Origin of the sequence: Mesorhizobium sp. B2-4-18, assembly GCF_006441385.1 — a bacterium.
In the GTDB taxonomy this organism is placed as follows: Bacteria; Pseudomonadota; Alphaproteobacteria; order Rhizobiales; family Rhizobiaceae; genus Mesorhizobium; species Mesorhizobium australicum.
In genome coordinates this window covers 203,078-224,516 of record NZ_VFUW01000008.1, presented here as the reverse complement: position 1 = coordinate 224,516, position 21,439 = coordinate 203,078, and the positions used below count along the sequence as shown (strand labels likewise).

General features: G+C 63.4%; 23 protein-coding genes and 1 tRNA gene. 8 read left to right on the top strand and 16 right to left on the bottom strand.

The annotated features are described in order from the left end of the window. Positions 1–117: 117 nt before the first annotated feature. From FJ527_RS20440 to FJ527_RS29360, 4 genes are all read right to left on the bottom strand, one after another. Positions 118–1,125 (bottom strand): iron ABC transporter substrate-binding protein, encoded by a 1,008-nt coding sequence (locus FJ527_RS20440; protein ID WP_140662818.1) that lies wholly within the window; start codon positions 1,123–1,125, stop codon positions 118–120. A gap of 121 nt (positions 1,126–1,246) precedes the next feature. Continuing rightward, positions 1,247–2,599 carry a hypothetical protein gene (locus FJ527_RS20435; RefSeq protein ID WP_140823963.1) on the bottom strand — a complete coding sequence of 451 codons (1,353 nt, stop codon included), beginning with the start codon at positions 2,597–2,599 and terminating at the stop codon, positions 1,247–1,249. Positions 2,600–2,608: 9 nt separating this feature from the next. Beyond that, positions 2,609–3,658, bottom strand: a complete 1,050-nt coding sequence (locus FJ527_RS20430; protein WP_140823962.1) for a hypothetical protein — start codon at positions 3,656–3,658, stop codon at positions 2,609–2,611. 75 nt (positions 3,659–3,733) lie between these two features. Continuing rightward, positions 3,734–3,871 (bottom strand): hypothetical protein, encoded by a 138-nt coding sequence (locus tag FJ527_RS29360; protein WP_181166415.1) that lies wholly within the window; start codon positions 3,869–3,871, stop codon positions 3,734–3,736. A gap of 233 nt (positions 3,872–4,104) precedes the next feature. Here FJ527_RS29360 and FJ527_RS20425 point away from each other — a divergent pair, with 233 nt between their 5' ends. The 3 genes from FJ527_RS20425 to FJ527_RS20415 all read left to right on the top strand — a co-directional run bounded on the left by FJ527_RS20425 (position 4,105) and on the right by FJ527_RS20415 (position 7,443). Continuing rightward, positions 4,105–4,656: a sigma-70 family RNA polymerase sigma factor gene (locus tag FJ527_RS20425; protein ID WP_140823961.1), complete on the top strand. Its 552-nt coding sequence runs from the start codon at positions 4,105–4,107 to the stop codon at positions 4,654–4,656. Between the two features lies 1 nt (position 4,657). Then, positions 4,658–5,296 (top strand): NrsF family protein, encoded by a 639-nt coding sequence (locus FJ527_RS20420; protein WP_140823960.1) that lies wholly within the window; start codon positions 4,658–4,660, stop codon positions 5,294–5,296. Between the two features lie 164 nt (positions 5,297–5,460). Next, positions 5,461–7,443, top strand: coding sequence for a PAS domain S-box protein (locus tag FJ527_RS20415; protein WP_181166414.1), 1,983 nt, complete (start codon positions 5,461–5,463; stop codon positions 7,441–7,443). Between the two features lie 12 nt (positions 7,444–7,455). Here FJ527_RS20415 and FJ527_RS20410 read toward each other — a convergent pair whose 3' ends face one another. The 7 genes from FJ527_RS20410 to FJ527_RS20380 form a co-directional block, all read right to left on the bottom strand. After that, positions 7,456–8,334 (bottom strand): 3-hydroxybutyryl-CoA dehydrogenase, encoded by an 879-nt coding sequence (locus FJ527_RS20410; protein ID WP_015315562.1) that lies wholly within the window; start codon positions 8,332–8,334, stop codon positions 7,456–7,458. Positions 8,335–8,543: 209 nt separating this feature from the next. Continuing rightward, positions 8,544–9,473 (bottom strand): electron transfer flavoprotein subunit alpha/FixB family protein, encoded by a 930-nt coding sequence (locus FJ527_RS20405; RefSeq protein WP_140662810.1) that lies wholly within the window; start codon positions 9,471–9,473, stop codon positions 8,544–8,546. A 20-nt stretch (positions 9,474–9,493) separates the two neighbouring features. Beyond that, on the bottom strand, positions 9,494–10,243 hold the full coding sequence (locus FJ527_RS20400; protein ID WP_140787732.1) for an electron transfer flavoprotein subunit beta/FixA family protein: 750 nt from the start codon (positions 10,241–10,243) through the stop codon (positions 9,494–9,496). A gap of 233 nt (positions 10,244–10,476) precedes the next feature. Beyond that, positions 10,477–11,277, bottom strand: a complete 801-nt coding sequence (locus FJ527_RS20395; RefSeq protein ID WP_140823959.1) for a rhomboid family intramembrane serine protease — start codon at positions 11,275–11,277, stop codon at positions 10,477–10,479. Positions 11,278–11,308: 31 nt separating this feature from the next. Continuing rightward, the gene (locus FJ527_RS20390; protein ID WP_015315566.1) at positions 11,309–11,890 is read right to left on the bottom strand and encodes a cob(I)yrinic acid a,c-diamide adenosyltransferase; all 582 of its coding nucleotides are present in this window, start codon (positions 11,888–11,890) and stop codon (positions 11,309–11,311) included. An 18-nt stretch (positions 11,891–11,908) separates the two neighbouring features. Then, entirely contained in the window at positions 11,909–12,100 is a 192-nt protein-coding gene (locus FJ527_RS20385; protein ID WP_015315567.1) for a twin transmembrane helix small protein, read from the bottom strand. Between the two features lie 26 nt (positions 12,101–12,126). Further along, positions 12,127–12,993 (bottom strand): SDR family oxidoreductase, encoded by an 867-nt coding sequence (locus FJ527_RS20380; protein WP_140823958.1) that lies wholly within the window; start codon positions 12,991–12,993, stop codon positions 12,127–12,129. Positions 12,994–13,051: 58 nt separating this feature from the next. Between FJ527_RS20380 and FJ527_RS20375 the strand changes: the two genes are divergently transcribed. Beyond that, entirely contained in the window at positions 13,052–13,903 is an 852-nt protein-coding gene (locus FJ527_RS20375; protein ID WP_015315569.1) for a YihY/virulence factor BrkB family protein, read from the top strand. On the opposite strand, the gene FJ527_RS20370 is transcribed toward FJ527_RS20375, so the two are convergent. Next, positions 13,873–14,775, bottom strand: coding sequence for an EamA family transporter (locus FJ527_RS20370; protein WP_140662803.1), 903 nt, complete (start codon positions 14,773–14,775; stop codon positions 13,873–13,875). The genes FJ527_RS20375 and FJ527_RS20370 overlap by 31 nt on opposite strands. Positions 14,776–14,912: 137 nt before the next feature. Next, positions 14,913–15,788: a tRNA glutamyl-Q(34) synthetase GluQRS gene (gene gluQRS, locus FJ527_RS20365; RefSeq protein ID WP_140787747.1), complete on the bottom strand. Its 876-nt coding sequence runs from the start codon at positions 15,786–15,788 to the stop codon at positions 14,913–14,915. Positions 15,789–15,863: 75 nt separating this feature from the next. Between gluQRS and FJ527_RS20360 the strand changes: the two genes are divergently transcribed. Both FJ527_RS20360 and FJ527_RS20355 read left to right on the top strand, forming a co-directional pair. Beyond that, complete coding sequence (locus tag FJ527_RS20360; RefSeq protein ID WP_140616848.1) at positions 15,864–16,505, top strand: DNA-3-methyladenine glycosylase; 642 nt, start codon at positions 15,864–15,866, stop codon at positions 16,503–16,505. A gap of 128 nt (positions 16,506–16,633) precedes the next feature. After that, positions 16,634–17,191, top strand: coding sequence for an HNH endonuclease (locus FJ527_RS20355; RefSeq protein WP_006328497.1), 558 nt, complete (start codon positions 16,634–16,636; stop codon positions 17,189–17,191). A 158-nt stretch (positions 17,192–17,349) separates the two neighbouring features. Here FJ527_RS20355 and FJ527_RS20350 read toward each other — a convergent pair whose 3' ends face one another. Next, the gene (locus FJ527_RS20350) at positions 17,350–17,868 is read right to left on the bottom strand and encodes a disulfide bond formation protein B (RefSeq protein ID WP_140720265.1); all 519 of its coding nucleotides are present in this window, start codon (positions 17,866–17,868) and stop codon (positions 17,350–17,352) included. Positions 17,869–17,952: 84 nt separating this feature from the next. Next, a complete protein-coding gene (locus tag FJ527_RS20345; protein ID WP_140823957.1) occupies positions 17,953–18,537 on the bottom strand; it encodes a YqaA family protein in 585 nt (194 codons plus the stop codon). A 179-nt stretch (positions 18,538–18,716) separates the two neighbouring features. On the opposite strand from FJ527_RS20345, the gene FJ527_RS20340 reads away from it, so the two are divergent. Next, a tRNA-Leu gene (locus FJ527_RS20340) sits at positions 18,717–18,801 on the top strand. 469 nt (positions 18,802–19,270) lie between these two features. On the opposite strand, the gene FJ527_RS20335 is transcribed toward FJ527_RS20340, so the two are convergent. Beyond that, on the bottom strand, positions 19,271–19,738 hold the full coding sequence (locus tag FJ527_RS20335; protein WP_015315575.1) for a MarR family transcriptional regulator: 468 nt from the start codon (positions 19,736–19,738) through the stop codon (positions 19,271–19,273). Positions 19,739–19,785: 47 nt separating this feature from the next. Between FJ527_RS20335 and FJ527_RS20330 the strand changes: the two genes are divergently transcribed. Then, the gene (locus FJ527_RS20330; RefSeq protein ID WP_140823956.1) at positions 19,786–21,321 is read left to right on the top strand and encodes an FAD-dependent oxidoreductase; all 1,536 of its coding nucleotides are present in this window, start codon (positions 19,786–19,788) and stop codon (positions 21,319–21,321) included. Positions 21,322–21,439: the final 118 nt, after the last annotated feature.

Sequence of the window (21,439 nt, the reverse complement as noted above, 5' to 3'; positions counted from 1 at the left end):
CGCGGTCAGGAACGAAGCGTGTCGTCATGGACGAATGCATCTCGAAACAAAACGCTCCCGCGAAAGGTGAATTCCCGCGGGAGCACGATCTGACGTCCTTATTAGGAAGAACGGCAACTAAAGCAAGCCGGCTGCCGTCATCAGGTCGGTGACCTTCTTGGAGTTCAGCGTCGTGGCATCGACCTTCGGCGCCTGCAGGTCGGCCAGTGGCACCAGCTTCGGATTGGACTGCGCGCCCTTGCCGACCGCGTATTCGAAGGAGGTTCCGTTCTTCAGAACGTCCTGGCCGCCCTTGCCGGTCACCCATTTCAGGAAGGCCTGGGCTTCCTTGGGATGCTTGCTTGAGGCCAGCACGCCGCCGCCGGAAACCGATACGAAAGCGCCCGGATCCTGGTTCTTGAAGTAGTGCAGCGCGACGTTCTTGGAGTTTTCGCCGGTTTTGGCCTGATCGCCAAAGTAGTAGTAGTGGTAGATCACGCCGCCTTCGATCTCACCGGCATTGACCGCCTTCATCACGGTGCTGTTGCCCTTGTAGGCGGTGAAGTTCTCCTTCATCGCCTTCAGCCAGTCGGCCGTGGCGGGCTCGCCCTTGAGCTGCAGCAAAGCGCTCACGATGGCCTGGAAATCGGCGCCGGAAGGCGAAGCCGCCCAGCGGCCCTTCCAGCTCGGGTCGGCGAGATCGAGCATCGACTTGGGCAGCTGGTCTGCCTTGAGCTTGGTGGTGTTATAAGCAAACACGGTGCTGCGCGCGGCCACGCCCACCCATTTGCCGCTGGTGGCCTGATAGTCTTGCGGGACTTGAGCCAGCGTATCGGCGTCGACCGGCGCGAACAGGCCGGCATTCTCGACCAGCACCATGGCCGGCGAATTTTCCGTCAGGAACACGTCGGCGGGCGAGGCAGCACCTTCGGCGACGATCTGGTTGGAGAAGTCGCTGTCACCGCCGTTGCGCAAGGTGACCTTTATCCCCGTTTCCTTGGTGAACCCTTCCGCCCATTCCTTCGCCAGGCTTTCATGCTGGGCGTTATAGACGACGATGCCGGCATCTTCGGCCGTCGCCGGACCAGCGGCGAGGCTGATTGCAAGCGCGGCTACGCTGGCAAGGGCAAGAAGGGGGGATTTCATAAGGGTACTCCTCGGGTTGTCCCGCACTGGGGTGCGTCCGAGTACCAATTCATGAATGCACTAGTCAAGATTGAAAGACGACGGGCATCATCACGGTTTCGCGTGTCGGACGCCGATGGCATCACCCGATATGCGGGGCTGGTGGCTGCTCCTGCGGGATGCAGCCATCGACCATCGGATGAATGGTCCACCGCTGGTCCAGCCCCTGCTGTGTTCGTTTGGTCTCGGGATCGAACGCTTCGTTCAGCATGGCGCACCAGGTCCTGCGCAGATTGTCGCAGCGCGTCCGGAACGCCGCGCTGCCAAGCCCGTCACGGATATCCTGCGCGGTCAGGTCGGTGGTCTCGCCCGGCGGTTTGGGCGGAACCGTGCCCGTGTCGGCAAAGTCCGGATCCCACTGCAGATAGTGTTTCGCGTCGACACTGGCGGCCGCATCGAATTTGACCACCGCCATCAGCGGATGAAACTCGTGCCAGCCCTTGTGGTAGCCGTCATAGACATGTTCGCCGAGGACGGCGACATGATCGCCCATCCTGATGGGGCCGAGCGCCTTGTCGCCGACATTGGCGTCCTCGACATTGCCGGGGTTCCAGTTGAACAATCCCTGCAGGACCGGCTTGACCCCGCCGAAATAGGATGCCGCTCCGCCGATGGCGCCGCCAATGGCCGCTCCGAGCAATCCTCCCAGGAACGAGCCGATGGCGCAGCCCAGCGCACCCAGGAAGAACGATCCTATGGCGCAGCCGACAGCCGCTCCGGCACTGGCGCCGGCGGCCGCCGCGGCCACCGTGACGACCAGGGCCGCCGTCAGCAGGATGACGATGGCCGGCGCCCATTGGCGCATCTTGATCCAGAAGTCGCCCTCGGCCTCGCAGTGCAGGCCCCAGCGGGCATGATCGTCGGGCGGTGCGTAGCCCAGATCCGTCTTCAGGTCGTCGCGCGGCAACAGCAGCTCATGACCCTGAAAGCCGTCATTGAGAATATCGTTGGCCGGATGGGCCGCGACGCTGGCGGCGAATTCCGCCGCGACGGTGCCGTCGGCATTGTAGCGATTGGCCGCCGCCAAGGCCGCCTCGTTGGTCTCGGCGTTGAGAATTTCCGTCGTCGGATGCGGCATCAGTATGACGTCGAAATACTGGTCGTTGTCGAAGGCGCCGAGATCGCTGCGGAACGGATTGTAGGAGACGATGCCGACGGCGCATTTCGGATTGTCCTTGTCGAGGCAGACCAGGCGGTGGTTGAGCCATTCCCCGGCGGCCTTGTCGATCGTCGCGGTGGCGGACGCCAGAAATGCGATTGCCGCGGCAAGTGCCGCACCGACCGGCCCCAGCAGCAGGCCGAAGGCGGCCGCCAGCCCGGTGATCACGATGATCTGCAGCGCCTGGCCGGCGAGGAAAGCCAGCCGATCGTCCTCGTTGTAGGGCTTGCCACCGACCGGATAGAGAAAGCAGCTCGTATAGTGCTTGTAAGCCATCGGAGCGCCTCAGCCTTTCGTGGCGGTGAGCGTCACGCCGCCGGTCATGGTGCGCGATCCACTCTCGCCGATCGTGAAGACGTGGACGTTGAACGTCTTTGAGCCGCGAAAGGCGGAGTCCTTCGGTTCGATTTCGACAGCGATCTCGGTCAGCTGGCGCGGCTGCAGCAAAAGCGTTCTTGGGACGATCCTGACCGACCAGTCGTCCGGCACGGGAAACCGGCCATACGCCTGTTCCTCGAGGGCCTCGGCCCAGCGCGCCTTGCTTTCGGCGAGCCGCGGCTGTGGGGTGTCCGTGCGCTCGTCTCGACCCTGGCCGCGTGGCGGGATACATGGCCGCAGCTTCGGCAGAGCGTAGCAGTCCGCCTCGATCTGGAAACGCCGGACGACCGAGGCCTCATTGCGCACGCTGAAGACGAACTTCGCCGGTGAGCGCATCTCGGCAATGTTGACGTTCTTCTGGCCAAGGTTGTTGCTGGGGTTGGCGTCATCGCCCCAGGAAAGCTGTGCTTGAAGGCAGTAGTGGCCGCCGGTGGCGGGCGTGGTCCAACTGAACTCGGCATAGGCAGGGCAATCGATCGTGCCCTTAGCTCCGAGATTTATGGCGACGTTGGCGATCGGACGGGAAATGGTCTGGGCGCCGAATGACAGGTAGGACAGTGCCACCCCGACGCCCACCGCTGGGGCGTCATAGGACCCGTTCCAGACGCGCACGCGAACGCGATATGCATGTGCTGGCTGAAGCGCGCCGCTGACCGGCAAGGTGCCGTCGAAAATGTCGATGTCGGGATTGTCCCAGGTGACCGCGAGCCCCTGCGCCATCAGATAGTACTGGGCATATAGAAGAGGATCGGCGCGCTTGTAGATGTCGGGCGGTAGCTGGATGCAGCAGTCGTTCTGCGCCGGGCTGGGCAGCCGCTGGCCCTTGGCCAGCCGGCACAGCAGCCTGCATATCGTGGCAAACAGCACCTTCAGCCCGGCGGCCAGACGCTTCCAGAATTCGGCGGCGAACAACAGCAAGGCCGCGGTTCTGATGTGGTTGACCAGAGATCCTGCCATGTCGTGTTTCCCACGCTGAGAGGACGCAACGGTAATGTTTTCCTGGCGGACCTGTCTCCGCCGGTTGTCCAGAGGCTATTTCTTCAGTGATCCCTGTCTTCTGTAGAAGTAGACGGCGGCGACAAGGACCATGGCCGCAATGACAAGGCTGCTCTCGAAAGTTCCCGAGCCATTGTCGGGAGAAAATCCAAAAATGCGTTCAATGAAATCCATTTCGGCCGCCCTCCGATTCCTTCGACGCTACAGAAGGGTTTACCTAACGTCAATCAAAGGTTGGTCCCGCGCCGCTCCTCACGCATGAGCTGGGGAACCAGAGAACCCAGTCAGGGAATTCAGCGGGCCATCCCGCAAACTTTCGTGATTTGCCCGTAGTTTGGCTTGGACATTATTTCGCCGGCCACGTAACAAATCAGTGCCGAGGCGCGAAGATCGGGGAGTGAACTCTTGTGAGCGGCAAGGACGAGGCCGAGCTTTCCCGGCTGATGCGGGCCGCGATCGCGGGGGATGAAAAGGCCTATGCCGACTTTCTGCACCGGATTGCCGCGCTGGTGCGCGGTTTCGTCAGGCGCAAGATCGTGCAGGGCGGGGTCGATCCCGAGGATGTCGTGCAGGAAACCTTGCTGGCCATTCATGTGAAACGGCACACCTGGCGCCAGGACGCGCCGGTGCTGCCCTGGGTCTATGCGATTGCCCGTTTCAAGCTGATCGACGCGTTCCGGCGGCGCGGACGGCGCATCGAGATCGATGTCGACGACATCGCCGAGACGTTCGCCGAGCCCGAAACGGAAACCGTCAGCGAGCGGGACATCAACCGGGCGCTCGACGGGCTGCCGCCGGCACAGCGTTCGGTGGTTTCAGCCGTATCCGTGGAGGGCCGCTCGATCGGCGAGACGGCGGCTAAGTTCGGCATCAGCGAGACGGCGGTGCGGGTGTCGCTGCACCGGGGACTTACCGCCATAGCCAGGCGATTCGGGCAGGGGCGGTTCGGGCGGAAATGACATGAAGACCGACGATCTCATCAAGGCGCTCGACGCCGATGCCCGCAGCAAGGCGATGCCATTGCGCTCGGCCTGGTGGCTGGCGGCTGGCGCGGCCGCCTTGGTCGCGGCCGCTGTCTTCATGATGACGATCGGGCCGCGCCCCGATTTCATGGTGGCCGCGCACACGGTGCGTTTCCTGTCCAAATTCGTTTTCACCATCGTGCTCGCCATCAGCGCCTTTGCCTTGATCCGTGCCCTGTCGACGCCGGGCGCGGCGACAGGCCGGGCAATGGCGGCGATGATCGCGGCGCCTCTGCTGGTCGCGGTGGCCGTGGTGCTGGAGCTCTTCATGGTGCCGCAGGCCCTGTGGAGCACGCGCATGATCGGCTCGAACATGATGATCTGCATGGGCTTCATCCCGCTGATCGGCATCGGCCCGCTGGCCATCTTCCTGTGGATGCTGCGCTATGGCGCGCCGACACGGCCGGTGCTTGCCGGCGCGGTCGCGGGGCTGCTTGCCGGCGCGCTGGCGGCGACTTTCTATGCGGCGCACTGCTTCGACGATTCGCCGCTTTTCGTTGCCACCTGGTACACGATCGCCATCGCGGCTCTCGCTTTGCTTGGTGCGCTCGGCGGGCGGTTTTTCGTGCGCTGGTAGCAGGATACCCACGCCTACACCCCGTGAATACCGATCCTTAATCATGCCGGCAATTGTTTGCCGGTTTTCCATGTCGCCTATGCCCTTGGCGCAACCTTTCCTTAAAATCGATCCTTCAGGGTTTTAACGGGAAAAAGCGATTGCCCACGGGGGTGGCACGAATCGTGACATTGCGAGGTATCATCAGGCCGGGACGGCACAAGCATGCAGCTCTCACGCTGCTTGTGGCCGGTCTGGCCGTAGTGGCCGCCTCGCTTGTACTGTCAAGGCTGGACCTTGGCGCGCAAGCCCTCAGACTTTGCCTCCAAATATCGGTCGCGGTGACGGTCTGCGCGCTTTTCGCGGCCTATCTGTTCATCGGTCGAATCTCGGAGGATCGACGGCAGATCACGGATAGCGAGCAGCGGTTCCGCCGGGCCATGGAGGACTCGGCGATCGGCATCGCTATCGTCGGTCTCGACGGGCGTATTCTCCAGACCAATCCGGCCTTTGCCGCCATGCTTGGCTACAGCCGCGACGAGATCGAGGCACTGACCTTCTTCCAGCTCACGCATCCCGACGATGTGCAGATCGGCAGCGAAACGATGGCCGGCCTGAAGGCGGGCACCGTCGATGCCTTCCACTTCGAGAAGCGTTATCTCAAGAAGGACGGCACACCCGTCTGGGCTCATCTTGCCGGCTCGGTTATTCGCGACGAGAAAAGCGGCCGGCCACTCTATCTCGTCTCGCAGATCGAGGACATCGACGCGCGCAAACAGGCCGAGGCGCGCATCACAGAGGCCGAAACGCGCTGGAACTTCGCGCTGGCCGGCGCCGGTCAAGGCGTCTGGGATTTCGACATGCGCAAGGGGGGCACCACCTATTCCTCCACCTGGGTCAAGATGCTGGGCTACGGGGATGGCGAGCTCGATGGCGACCCCGATCGCTGGCTGACGATGATCCATCCAGACGATCGCGCCACGGTCGCGGAGGCCGATCGCGCCCATCTCGCCGGCGAGACGGAATTTTTCGAAGCCGAGTTCCGCATGCGCCACAAGGACGGCCGCTGGATCTGGATCCTCGACCGCGGCAAGGCCATCGAGCGCGATGCGGACGGACACCTGGTCAGAGCGATCGGCAGCTTGATGGACATCACCCGGCGAAAGCAGGCCGAAGAACGGCTCATCGTCTCGGCGGCGATGCTGGCCGACGAGAAGGAGCGGCTGAGGGTGACGCTGCAATCGATCGGTGATGCCGTCATCTGCACCGATGCCGCGAACCGCGTCACTTTCATGAACCCGGTGGCCGAAAAGTTGACCGGCGTTTCCAGTGACGACGGGCTGGGCAAGACGCTGAGCCATGTCTACTGGGCAGTCGACGAGGAGACGGGCCACAGGATCGGGATGACGCGGCCGGTGACAGGCGAAGAGGCGCGCTCCGACCAGAACAGCCGCGCGGTCCTCATCCGCCGCGACGACACGCGCTGCAGCATCCGCCAGGTCGTGTCGCCGATCCTCAACGAACGCAACGAATTCTGCGGTCTGGTGATCGTCTTCCAGGACTTCACCGATGCGCGTGCCCTGCAGCGACAGCTTGCCCATGCCGCCGCGCACGACGCACTGACGGGCCTTGCCAACCGCTCGAGCTTCATCCGCGCCATGGAGGGGGTGGTCGATCAGGCGCGCAAGGACGGCACGACGACAGGGGGCCGCCATCAGTTCATGTTCATCGACCTCGACCATTTCAAGCTGGTCAACGACACGGGAGGTCACGCTGCCGGAGACGCCCTGCTGAAGCGGGTCGCTGACGCCGTGCGCGGCGTGCTTGGTCCTGAAGACATCGTCGCGCGCCTGGGTGGCGACGAATTCGCCGTGATCCTGAAATCGGCTTCCACCACCGGCGCGAGGATCGCGGCGCGTTCCATCATCGATGCGATAGCGGGCCTGAACTTCACCTGGGATGGCCGGCCGCACGGGATCGGTGCCAGCATCGGGTTGACGGCGATCTGCGCCAATTGCGGCGAAGTCGACGAGATCATCGCAAGGGCCGACGCCGCTTGCTATGCAGCCAAGGCCGCCGGCCGGGGATGCGTTTCGGTGGCGCCGGACGGCAAGGTCAGCGACGACGACAGGTCAGAACCGCCCAAGCCACTCGCCGCGGCCTCGTGAGCGGCAATCACGTCAGCGCGTCGGAACGGGATGCTCGCCGCGATAATCGTAGAAGCCGCGCCCGGTCTTGCGGCCGAGCCAGCCGGCCTCGACATATTTGACCAGCAGCGGGCAAGGCCGGTACTTCGAATCCGACAGGCCGTCATGCAGCACCTGCATGATGGACAGGCAGGTATCCAGGCCGATGAAATCGGCAAGCTGCAGCGGTCCCATCGGATGGTTGGCGCCGAGCCGCATGGCGGTGTCGATGGCATCGACCGAGCCGACGCCCTCATAGAGCGTGTAGATCGCTTCGTTGATCATCGGCAGAAGGATGCGGTTGACGATGAAGGCCGGGAAATCTTCCGAGACGGTGATCGTCTTGTCGAGCTGCTTCACATAGGTCTTGGCCGCCTCGAAGGTCTGGTCCTCGGTGGCGATGCCGCGCACCAGTTCGACCAGCTTCATCAGCGGTACCGGGTTCATGAAATGTATGCCGATGAACCGCTCTGGCCGGTCGGTCTGGGCAGCTAGCCGTGTGATCGAAATCGACGAGGTGTTGGTCGCCAGGATCGCTTCGGGATTGAGCTGCGGACAGAGCTGCGCATAGATCTTGCGCTTGACGGTTTCGTCCTCGGTCGCCGCTTCGATCACCAGATCGGCGCCGGCGAGATCGGCCATCGTCGGTGCCGACGCGATGCGTGCCATGGCCTGATTGCGCAGCTTCTCGTCGAGCTTGCCGGACCCCACCTGACGGGCCATGTTGCCGCTGATTGTGGCAATGCCCTTCTCGATGCGGTCGGGCGATATATCGTAGATCAGCACCTTATAGCCCGAAAGCGCGGAGACGTGGGCGATGCCGCCGCCCATCTGGCCCGCACCAATGATGCCGATCGTCTCGATCTTGCTCATTACCCGATCCCGTCCGGAGCGTTTTTCGCTGGATCGCGAACCGCCCCATCTCTTTGTTTTCCCGCAATTCCCGGCGCAAAAACCCCTGCGCACTGCTGCTGGAATTGCTCTCAGCCTTTGTGGCCTGCTTATTGTGCGGTGCAAACTAAAAGGGTGGGGCGACTTCGTCTACCCCACCCCTCACAATTTAATACGGTTGCGCGGAAGCGTCAAAGCGCCTTCTGCAACTCCGGCAGGATGACGAAGAGGTCGCCGACGAGGCCGTAGTCGGCGACCTGGAAGATCGGCGCTTCCTCGTCCTTGTTGATGGCGACGATGACCTTGGAATCCTTCATGCCGGCAAGGTGCTGGATGGCGCCGGAGATGCCGACCGCGATGTAGAGATCGGGGGCGACGACCTTGCCGGTCTGGCCGACCTGCCAGTCGTTCGGCGCGTAGCCGGCATCGACGGCGGCGCGGGAGGCGCCGACGGCGGCACCGAGCTTGTCGGCGACCGGCAGGATGACTTCCTGGAATTTCTCCGAGGAACCGAGCGCGCGGCCGCCCGAGATGATGATCTTGGCCGAGGTCAACTCCGGACGGTCGGTCTCCGACAGCTTGTTCTCGACGAAGGTGGACAGGCCGGGATTGGCTGCCGCATTGACCGTCTCGACCGAAGCCGAGCCACCGTCGGGCGCGGCCTGGAAGGAGGCGGTGCGCACGGTGATGACCTTCTTGGCGTCGCTCGACTGCACCGTCTGGATGGCGTTGCCGGCATAGATCGGCCGCTTGAAGGTATCGGGCGAGACCACTTCGATGATCTCGGAGACCTGCGCGACATCGAGCAGGGCCGCCACGCGCGGCGCGATGTTCTTGCCGGCCGACGTCGCCGGCGCGATGACTGTGTCGTAGGCGCCAGCCAGCGAGACGACCAGTGCCGCCGTCGGCTCGGCCAGGCGCTCGGCGAGTTCGTCGGCTTCGGCGAGCAGCACCTTGCTCACGCCCTTCAGTTTGGCGGCTGCGTCGGCGGCAGCCTTGGCGCCTTTGCCGGCCACCAGCACATGAACGTCCGAGCCGATCTGCAGGGCGGCCGAAAGCGCCTTGGCGGTCTGGTCGGAAAGGGTGGCGTTGTCGTGTTCAGCGATGAGGAGAATTGCCATGTTGTCTGTTCCTTCCGATCTCAGAGCACGCCGGCTTCGTTCTTGAGCTTGTCGACCAGTTCGGCGACGCTCTTGACCTTGACACCCGCCTTGCGGCCGCTCGGCTCCTCGGTCTTGATGACCTTGAGGCGTGGCTTGACGTCGGCGCCGTAATCGGCCGGGCTCTTCTCGTCGAGCGGCTTCTTCTTGGCCTTCATGATATTGGGCAGGGAGGCATAGCGCGGCTGGTTGAGGCGAAGGTCGGCGGTGACGATCACCGGCATCTTCAGCTCCACCGTCTGCAGGCCGCCGTCGACTTCGCGCGTCACCTTGGCATGATCGCCCTCGATCACGACCTTGGAGGCGAAGGTGCCCTGCGCCCAGCCGAGCAGGGCCGCCAGCATCTGGCCGGTCTGGTTGGAATCGTCGTCGATCGCCTGCTTGCCGAGAATGACAAGGCCTGGCTGTTCCGCCTCGACGACGCCCTTCAGCACCTTGGCAACACCGAGCGGCTCGGTCTGCTCGTCGGTCTTGACCAGGATGGCGCGGTCGGCGCCCATGGCGAGCGCGGTGCGCAAGGTTTCCTGCGCCTGCTGCGGACCGATCGACACGACGATGATCTCTTCGGCCTTGCCGGCTTCCTTGATCCGGATCGCCTCTTCCACCGCGATCTCGTCGAACGGGTTCATCGCCATCTTGACGTTGGCCAGTTCCACCGCCGAACCATCAGCCTTCACGCGCACCTTGACGTTCGCGTCCACAACCCGCTTCACGGGCACAAGGATCTTCATTTGCCTGTCACCTCTTCACGCTAGTTGGGCGCGCTATAGCAGCCTGCGCCCCTTCTGAGTTGTCGAAAGCCGACATTCCTGACTGAATTCCGGCCAGACGGAATTCTGGCCGGATGGAAATTCTGGTCTTTGCCCGCCCTGGCTGCTCCTTAAACGCCTTGGGCCGCGGCGGAGACGTTTCCGTAATTGTGGCAACCCGTGCCGTCAATACGCTGAAAGCCGCTCAAATCGGTTCAGTTTGAGCCAGAAGGGTTTCCACGTCCCCAGCGCGTCGTGGTGGCGGCCGTTTGGGGCGCCGCTGGTTCGCCGACCACCGGCGGCTGTTCAGGGGTCGGTACCACGGCATCCTCGTCGGCGGGTGCGAACAGCGGCACGCCGCGGCTGCGCAGGACCAGCACCAGAACCGCGCCGGCAATGATGCCGCCGATGTGGCAGGCCCAGGATATCTGATCCTCGCCGCCGGCCGCGAACATCACGATCTGGAACAGCACCCACAGGATGAGCGGGATAAAGGCTGGAATGCGCAAAGGGATGCGGGCGAAGGCAAGCACCCACACCTTCACCCTGGGATATAGGATCAGGTAGGCGACGACCACGCCGGCGATAGCACCCGACGCGCCGATCAACGGCGCCTGCGAATCCCAGGCGACCAGCCCCTGGAAGGCGGCTCCGGCGATGGCGCACAGCAGATAGAAGATCAGGTAGCGGATGTGGCCGAGCGCGTCCTCGACATTGTCGCCGAAAACCCAAAGGAACAGCATGTTGCCGCCGAGATGGAAAATATCGGCATGCAGGAAGGAATAGGTGAGATAGCTCAGGCTCTCGGGGATGATGACAAAGCGGGGGTCGAGTTCGGCCGTGTCGTGAACGACGGACGGGATGAAGCCGAGACCAAGCACGGCGGCATTGGTGAAGTTCTCGCCGCCGAGCGCCGTGGCGCAATAGATCACGGCGTTGGCGACAATCAGACCGATGGTCACATATTGCAGCCTGATGTGGCGCAGCCTGTTGGTGTCGTAAAGCGGGATGAACATCGGTCGCCGGCCCCTCCCGCCTCTGGTCCGTTCAGCGGTTCTTGCCGGGAACCCATAGCACGTCGGCATTTCCGTTGTCATTGACCGCCCGGGCGGCGACAAACAGGAAATCCGAGACGCGGTTGATGTATTTCAGCCCGTCGCGGTTGACGTGTTCGGCCGGGTCCTGAGCCAGGGCGACCATCAGCCGCTCGGCGCGCCGTGCCACCGTGCGGGCGAGATGAAGCGCCGCCGCTGCCGGCGTGCCGCCGTTCAGCACGAAGGATTTCAGCGGCTGGAGCTTCTTGTTGAGGACGTCGATGTCGTGCTCGACACGGTCGGTCTGCGTGGCAACGATGCGCAACGGCTCGTAGCCAAGCGGCTTGCCGTCATCAGGCACGGCGAGGTCGGCGCCGAGGTCGAAGAGATCGTTCTGGATGCGCGAGAGCATGGCGTCGATCGCCTGGTAGCTCTGTTCGGTATGCACGCGAGCCATGCCGATGCAGGCATTGGCTTCGTCGACCGTGCCGTAGGCGTCCACCCTGAGATCGGATTTCAGCCGCCGCTCACCAGTGCCAAGGCCCGTAGTGCCATCATCGCCGGTGCGGGTGTAGATCTTGTTGAGCTTGACCACATCGCCTCCCGAAAAGCCTCACTTGCGGGTGAAATACACGGCCAGCAGGATCAGCGCCAGCGCCACGGCCTGCAGCAGAACGCGGGCCTGCATCAGCTTGTTGGAGGTCACACCGGAGCCGCCGCGCATCATGTTGATGAGCCCCCTGATCAGCACGACCACCACGGCGGCCATGACCAGAATGGCAAGAATGTTGAAGGCAGTGGCCATTTTTGCGTTTCCAGTTCTTTGCTTGTTCAGGCGCGCTTGGCGAGCAGGCGGTGGAGCATCGAGGCCGGCAGGATGCGTTTAAGCATGGCGCCGATCCTGGCCGACATTGTTACCACATAGTGCGGGCGTGGGCGCCGCGACAGAAGTGCATGGCGAAGCACCTTGTGGACCACTTCAGGCCCGGGCTTCCGCGCCGATTGGCTGCCGCCGGCGCGCATGCGCTCCAGTTGCGCGGCATAGTCGGCGCGATGCGCGGAATTCTCATGGTCGATATTCCTGAGGAACCAGGGCAGGCCATTGCTGGCGATCTTCGATTTCACCGGCCCCGGCTCGATCAGCGAGACATGGATGCCGCTGCCGGCCAGTTCCTGGCGCTGGCACAGCATCAGGGCCTCCAAGGCATGCTTGGAGGCCGAATAGGCGCCGCGGAAGCGCACAGGCACGAGACCGAGGATCGACGAGCAATGGACGAGGCGGCCGTGGCCCTGGCGTCGCATCACCGGAACCAGGCGGCGGGTCAGGTCGTGCCAGCCGAAGAAATTGGCCTCGAACTGCTCCCTGAGCGCCGCAACGGGCAGATCCTCGACGGCGCCTGCCTGCGCGTAGGCGCCATTGTTGAACAGCGCGTCCAGCCTGCCGCCGGTGCGATCGAGCACCGCCGTCACCAGGGCATCTATGGAGTCCGGTTCGCTATAGTCGAGGTAAAAAGCCTCGACGCCGTCGGCTTCGAGGGCAGCGATGTCCTCCGGCCTGCGCGCCGTCGCGAACACCCGCCAGCCCTCAGCCTTCAATGCACGGGTGCAATAGGCGCCTATGCCGGAAGACGCGCCGGTGACGATGATGGTGCGCAACTCTGCCGCTGGAGAATTCGGGGTTTGACGAAGGGTTGCCATTTGCCGCATTCATTTCCCATATTCGCGGCGTCGAGACAATCGAGGGGAGCGCGCGTCCTTGCTGCGGAACATTGTCGCCCTGCGCCGCGTGCTCTACGACGCGCTCGGCCACTTCAACACCGATGACGGCTGGGCGATGGCCAGCCATCTGGCGATCACCTCGCTGATGGCGCTGTTTCCATTCCTGATCTTCGCCACGACGCTGGGCAGCTTCCTTGGCGCCCAGGCCTTTGCCGACACAGCGGTGCACCTGGTCTTCGACACCTGGCCGGACCAGATCGCCAAGCCGATCGCACACGAGGTGCTGAACGTGCTGACCGTCAGGCGCAGTGATCTGTTGACTTATGGCGTGCTGCTTGCCGCCTACTTTGCCTCCAACGGCATCGAGGCGCTGCGCACCTCGCTGAACCGCGCCTATCGGGTCACGGAAACGCGCGGCATCATCTATCGCCGGGTGCAAAGCATCTTCTTCGTGCTGATCGCTACCGCCGGGTTCCTGGCGATAAGCGTGCTGCTGGTGTTCGCGCCCCTGCTGGCGCGGCTGGCGGAAGCCCATTTCGAATGGATCAAACCCTATACGGGCACGATCACGCTGTGGCGGTACGTCATCGCCTCAACCGTCATCATCGGCGGACTGTTTGCCGTCCATTACTGGCTGCCGGCCGGCAAGCGCCGTTTCGTCTCGCTGATACCCGGCATCATCTTCACACTGGCCGCATGGCTTATCGGCTCGACCATGTTCGCCACCTATCTCGACCATTTCTCGTCCTATGTGACGACCTATGCCGGTCTCGCCTCGATCATGATCGCGGTGGTCTTCCTCTACATCGTCTCGGCGATCTTCATCCTCGGCGGCGAGCTCAACGCCGCGATCAGCCGTTATCTAGAGGCGCGTGCCCGGGTCGGCTGAAGTTTGCCTGTTCGGGCGGTTGCCAGGCCCACGCCGAAAGTGGTGATGGCCATGCCGACGATCTGCAGCGCATTGAGCTGCTCGTTGAACAAGGCCCAGGCGATGACGGCCGTCACCGCCGGCACCAGGTAGAACAACGAGGCCACTTTCGACATCTCGCCGTCACGGATCATCACCATCAGGAGAAAGATGGCGCCGAGCGACAGCACCAGCAGCAGCCAGCCCATGGCGAAGACCAATTCGCCATTGATGACGACGGTTTGGGTTTCGAAGGCAAGCGAAGCCAGGATCATCAGCGAAGCGCCGCCGACATATTGCCACATGGTGGCCGCCACGAGGTCGCCTCCGGACGCAAAACGCTTTTGCCAGATCGTGCCGGCGCTCATGCCGAGCACCGAGACCAGCGAGGCGGCCAGTGTCGCCGCCGTCACGCCGCCACCGAGCGCCCCGAGTTTCGGCCACAGCACGATGACGATGCCGACCAGCCCGATAGCGAGGCCAAGCCAGTGGCGCGGCAGGATGGCCTCGCCCAGAAACTTGCCGGCAAGCACCGCGGTGATCAGCGGCTGCAGGCCGACGATCAGGGCCGAAAAACCGGCCGGCATGCCTCGATGGATGGCCCAGAAGACGGCGCCGAGATAGATGCCATGCATCAGCACGCCGGCGCCGGTGGCATGCAGAGCCTCCTCGCGGGTGGCTCGTTTCGAGCCCAGCACCAGCATCAGCACGGCCAGCAGGATGGCGGCGAGCACGAAACGCGCGGCGAGGAAGGTGAACGGCTCCGCCCATGGCATGGCGTAACGCGCGCCGATGAAGCCGGTCGCCCACAGGACAACGAAGGTGGCGGGGATGAACCGCTTGATGCTGGACATTTTCCGGGATCGCCGCGCTGGTGAGAATTGACCGTGAGGATGCTCTAGTCCTGTTCAACCCCGCGCGCAAAACGAAACGATTGATCCATGCGTCAAGGAGGTTGAACGGGTGGCGTGTCCGGAGAGCGTTTCTCCTGTCAGAGCCCAATCATCCTTCTGACTTCCTCCGGCGAGGCGCCTGCGTCGCGCAAGGCGGCAAGGCCCGTATCCCTGAAGCTCTTCGACAGTTTTCGCCCATCCGGCCCGAGGATCAGCCGATGATGGAAATAGGCGGGTGGCTGCAATCCCAGAATCTCCTGCAGCAGGCGTTGCACCCCGGTCGCGGAAAACAGGTCCTGTCCGCGCACGACATGGCTGACGCCTTGCAGGGCATCGTCGATGACTACGGCGAGGTGGTAGCTGGTCGGGATGTCGCGGCGCGCCACGATAACGTCGCCCCAATCCTGGGGACGCGCCTCGACGGAGCGCGTCGTGGACAGCGTCCCGTCGCTGAATTCGGCCCATGCCAGGTCCCTGCCGGCACGCGCCATGGCGGCGCCGACGTCCAGCCGCCAGGCGAAGGGCGCATTCTCGGCAATCCGCCGGTTGCGTTCCTTCATCGAAAGCGCCTTGTCGGCCGGGGGATAGAGCGGCACACCGTCGGGATCGCGCGGCCAGTCGCGCCCGCGCTTTTCGCCGTCGGCGATGAAGGCACGTATCTCGCCGCGGCTCATGAAGGCGGGATAGACGAGTTCCTCGCGGATCAGGCGCCCGAGCACCGTTCCATATTCTGCAAAATGCTCGGACTGGCGGCGCACGGGCTTTTCCCAGTCGAGGCCCAGCCATTTCAGATCGGCGATCATGCCCGCCTCGAACTCCGGCGTGCAGCGCGTGGTGTCGATATCCTCGATGCGCAGCAGCAGGCGGCCGCCACTGGTATTTGCGAGCTTCTGGTTGAGCAGCGCCGAATAGGCGTGGCCCAGATGCAGTTCGCCGTTGGGGCTGGGCGCGAAGCGGAATGTCAGGAGCGTCATGTCTCGAGCGGCAATCGGGTTGTGCTGTGGTTTTGGCGGTTGCTACCTTGCTGCACATCTTCGGACAAGGATACCATGCAGCGCATCGCGACACTGGACGACGTTGAGCGGGGGCTGGACGCGCTTTGCCTCATCGACCCGCGCCTGGGGAAAGTGCGCGGCATGGCCGGCGAGGTGCCGCTCAGGCTTTCGGAGCCGGGCTTCAGGAGCCTGGCCTCGATCATCGTCTCGCAGCAGGTGTCGCGGGCGAGCGCCGATGCGATCTTCGGCCGGCTGACGAAACTCGTCGATCCGCTGACGCCGCGGGCGATCCTTGCCGCCGGCGAGGACATGTTTCGCGAGGCCGGCCTGTCGCGGCCCAAGCAGCGCGGCCTGATCGCGGTCGCCCAGGCCGTGGCCGATGGGCTCGATCTGCATCACCTCTGTTCGCTCGATGCCATGGAGGCGATCGCCAGGATGACGGCGGTGCCCGGTATCGGTACGTGGACGGCGGAAGTGTATCTGTTGTTTGCGGCCGGGCATCCCGACATTTTCCCGGCGCGCGACGTCGCCCTGCAGAGCGCTGTCGGCCATGCGCTCGGCATCGACCCTCGTCCAGCGGAGAAAACACTGATCGCGCTGGCCGAATCATGGAGCCCGTGGCGAGGTGTCGCATCGCGGCTTTTCTGGTCCTATTATCGCGAAACCAGGGGCCGGGACGCCGCGCCGCCGGCCTGAATCCGCAAGAAAGCCTAAAAATCATGTGTTTTTGGCGCTTCGTGCCAGCGACAATCCGCTTCACATCCCTGTCATGTCAGGCTTACAGTATCCACGCCGAACGGTTCTAGAACTAGGAGGTCAACAAGGTGACGGTTGCCGTATCTCCGGATGGGCTTCCAGCGCTGGTGCTGAATGCGGATTACCGTCCGCTCAGCTATTACCCCTTGTCGCTCTGGTCCTGGCAGGACGCCATCAAGGCGGTGTTCCTCGACAGGGTGAACATCGTGGCCGAATACGAGCACGCCGTATCCTCGCCGACCTTCTCGATGAAGCTGCCGAGCGTGGTTAGCCTGAAGGCCTATGTGAAGCCGTCCAGGCATCCGGCCTTCACCCGTTTCAACGTCTTCCTGCGCGACCGTTTCCAGTGCCAGTATTGCGGTACCCCCGAGGACCTGACCTTCGACCATGTCATCCCGCGTCACCGTGGCGGCGCCACGACATGGGAGAATGTCGTGGCCGCCTGTTCGCCCTGCAATCTGAGGAAGGGCGGCATGATGCCGGCTCACGCCAAGATGTGGCCGCTGCAGAAGCCGTTTCAGCCGACGGTGCATGATCTGCACAATAACGGCCGCCTGTTCCCGCCCAACCATCTGCATGAAAGCTGGATGGATTATCTCTACTGGGATGTCGAACTGGAGCCTTGAGTTCGTTCGAAGAATTCGGGAGGTTGGCCGTCTGGAGCAAATTGTCTGCGCTTCCGGGGCTCACGAAGTTGATGGCCGCTCCGCTCCGGTTCTCGAAAATCACTTTATCCGACCCAGCCTGCCGAATTCTTTGAACGATCTCGCGTCGGCTCTGTAGCTCAATCGCGGGCCAGCGCGCCACGGAAGGCGACGGCGGCGAGGATAAGGCTGGCAATGGCGTTCCAGCCGGCCAGCGACAGGCCGAGAATGCGCAAGGCGGCCTTGTCGCAGGAGGGCGGCACGAATTTGTCAAGCGCGTCGAGGACGCCCTTGCCGCCGGTGTCGACCGGGCCGGCGCCCGCGGTGCAATCGGCCGGGCCCTGCCACCAGGCCCATTCTACGCCGGAGTGATAGACGCCGAGATAGAGCCCGTACAGCATCAAGAGGCCGCCAATGGCCAACAGGCCGCGCGTCAGCCATGCCGGTGCGCGCAGCATCGACGCTATCGCCGCCAGCACCATCAACGGCACGCCGATGTAATACGGCGTGCGCTGTTCCAGGCAGAGGTGGCAGGGGATGTAGCCGCCAATATGCTGGAAGCCGAGCGCCGAGCCAACGGTCGCTGCCATCGCGACGGCGAGAAACAGGGCCGCGCGTGTCCGCTGGCGGCCGGTATCGGCATTCATGGTCGCTGTCATGGCGTCTTTCGTCCGTTGTGTTCGCCGTCCGCAAGGTCTGCTCGCCGCGCTGCCAAAACCGTTGCGCGGTTTAAGCATCAAACCTCAGAAGGCGTATTTGATCAGGATATAGAGCAAAATCAGGGCGACCGAGGCAGCGCCGACGATCAGGCCCAGACGCTTTTCGATGAATTCGCGGATCGGCTCGCCATAGCGGCGCAAAAGCCACGCCAACAGCAGGAAGCGGGCGCCGCGCGCGATGATGGCCGAGACGATGAAGACAACAAGGTTGATGTGGAGCGCGCCGGCCAGAATAGTGACCACCTTGATCGGCGGCAGGTGCGCAACGCCGGATGTGACGAGCAGCACCAGCATTAGCCCGGTGCCGGAAGACTGCCACTTCTCGAACGCGGCAAGGCCGCCGAAGTGCTCCAGGATCGGCCGTGCTATTGTGTCGTAGGCATAGTAGCCGATCAGCCAGCCGGCGATGCCGCCCAGCACGGACGCAACGGTGGCGGTCAGCGCATAGCGATAGGCGCGTTCGGGGCGCGCCAGCGCCATGGGCAGGAACAGAACGTCTGCCGGTATGAAGAACACCGAGCTCTCGACGAAAGCGATGAAGGCCAGCCACCATTCGGCGGATTTGCGCGCCGCCAGCGACAGGGTCCAGTCGTACAGTCCGCGAAGCATCGGCTCTCCTATGGAACGGCCCGTCTCTCTAGAAAGGTTTTTCGCGCTGCACAATGGCTGCGGTCTTACAAATTGGAAAGGTGCCGTCTGGTCGCGGCAGAGGCTGGTTTGGAAATTGGCCTGTTGACGAACAGGCCTCCGACCGTATAGTCCGCGCCCATCCAGGCCGCCCGGCCTGAGCCCCTATGGCGGAATTGGTAGACGCGCTCGACTCAAAATCGAGTTCCGCAAGGAGTGCTGGTTCGATCCCGGCTAGGGGCACCATCCTTCAAAATCAGAGCAAAGCTTAGCCATGTTGGGGCAGCTATCGCGGGAGGCGCTCAGGCCATGCTTGCCGTCGCCACTTAGCCACGGAACGAGAAGGCGGCATGGAAGAAGCTCGACATCCGAGAACCCGGCCTCGCAAAGCAGATCCTCTTCGGCGCCGGAAAGCAGCGGCAAACGGCCGGCCATTTCTGCCCAGGCCGCGGCCTTTCCCCGATCGACGCCGGCGCGGTCGGCGAAGGCGGACGAACGCGCCAACCAGCGCTTCGCCGTTCCGTTCGGCACGCTGTGATGGGCGACAACAAGGCGCGCGCCGGTTTCAGCCGCTCGCTTCTGTCGAGAAAGTGCAGCGTAAGCAGACATGTCGCGCCTGCTGCACTTTTCATCAGGCGCGTGTATAACACACGCATTGCTGAGTGAGAGCGCAGGTCGATCCTTGCAAAGTGCGACACTTGCTGTTGGTTATGGTCTAATCCTTCATCGTATCGACGAGCATTCGCATCAAGCGGACTAGATCGTCGAAGTCCTTGCGGTCCCAGTCGGCGAATTTCGCAACGGCTATTTGCTCCCGCGCCGCATCCAGCGCGTCCGTCGCCGCTTTTCCCTGCGGTGTGACAACGGCCTCGCGAACTCTCTTGTCAGCAGCGCTCAAGCGCCGCGTGACCAGTCCCAGCTCCTCCAGTCGTGACACCTGTCGACTGACGGTCGTGTAATCGCGACCGACGCGGCCAGCCAGATCGACAACGCCGATCGGGCCAAGTCTCTCGACAAGAACGAGCAGCGGGAAGAGGGCACGCTCGAGCGTGAGGCCCGCCTTGGTGAGCAATTCCACATCCCGCTCGGGTCGGTTCATGATGGTGACGATGTCAATCAGCGAGCGATGCAGCTCGGGCAACAACACTTTAATATGTGCGTTATGCACTTTCTTTATTGACACCGGCTTGGCTCCCTTTAATATGTGCATTATGCACATTGGAGCCGAAAATGGAAGAGCGAGCTGAAATTGACGTCCTGATCTGCGGCGCGGGAGCAGCCGGGCTGACGCTGGCAATCGACTTGGCGAGGCGAGGCGTGTTGTTCCGCATCGTTGAGCAGATGGAACGTCCCTTCGCCGGCTCGCGCGGCAAGGGCTTGCAGCCACGCACGCAGGAGGTGTTCGAGGATCTGGGCATAATCGACCGCATCATGGCAGCCGGCGGTGTCTATCCGCCGATGAGGGAGTATCGCAACGACGGCGGCTATGACGAAAAGACAGTTTTCGAAGCGCCCGAACCCTCGCCCGACGTCCCCTATTTCATCGCGCTCATGATCCCGCAGTTCCTTACAGAGGGCGTGATGCGAGAGCGCCTCGCGGAGCTGGGCCATCGTGTCGAGTTCGGCACCGCATTGATCGACTTCGAGCAGGACGATGATGGCGTCAGCGCCCGCCTCAAGTCGTCTGGCGGCGAGGAGCGGGTCCATACGCGCTATCTGGTTGGTGCTGACGGTGGCCGCAGCTCGATCCGCAGTGCGCTCGGCATCGACTTTCCCGGTAAGACGCTGGGTGTCCGTGCTATCGTGGCGGATGCCCATCTGAGCGGACTCGACCGCGCTGCCTGGCACCAGTTCAATGACGGCGACATGGAGCGGCTCGTCATGATCTGCCCGCTCGCGGGCACGGACCTGTTCCAGGTGCAGGCGCCGATCCCGCTGGACGGCGAGCCTGACCTTTCCGCGGATGGATTGACGCGGATGATCGCCGAACGGACTGGCCGTAGCGACATCGATGTTCAGTCGGTGGCCTGGGCATCCGCCTACGCGATGAACGCGCGTCTGGCTGACCGCTACCGGGTCGGACGGGTTTTGCTAGCCGGCGACGCCGCGCATATCCATCCGCCAACGGGCGGACAGGGCCTCAACACCAGCGTTCAGGACGCCTACAATCTCGGTTGGAAATTGGCCGCAGTCTTGGCCGGCGCCCGCGAAGCGCTGCTAGACACCTATGAGGAGGAGCGACGCACCGTTGCGGCGGATGTCCTGGGGCTTTCGACCCAGTTGCTCGACCGTCAGCGCGAACAAGGCGGCATGCGGCGCGGCCGCGACACACATCAGCTCGACATCGGCTATCCCCACTCGTCACTTTCTCACGACGGAGGTGGTCGGACGATTGGCCCGCGGGCCGGTGAGCGCATGCCGGACGCGACCCTAACTGGCGCCGCTGGACAGCCCCGCCGTCTGTTCGACGTGATGACCGGCACGCACTGGACCCTGCTTCTATCGAGCCCTGACTACTGGCCGATCGTGGCTGCGCGCGCGGGCCTGCGAGTGGTCACGGTGGGCGAAGGCGCGGAACTGCGCGACCCCTCCAATCAGCTCAGCTTGGCCGAGGGCGGCTGCCTGCTCATCCGGCCGGACGGCTATGTCGGCGCCACTTTCGATGCCGCGAGTTCCACCCTGGTCGGTGACTATCTGGCGAAGGTACTTCCTTCCGAGAACGCCTGCTCTCAGTCAAACGGGAGGGTCGACGTTGCACCAACATGACGGACTTGCGAGATCAGGACGGCCTGCGGAGGCCGTCCCCGGACACGACAGCCGCTGGAACGCATGTCGGCCGTTCGACTGTCCTAGGCCCGCCATGCCAGAGGACATTTCTGAATGG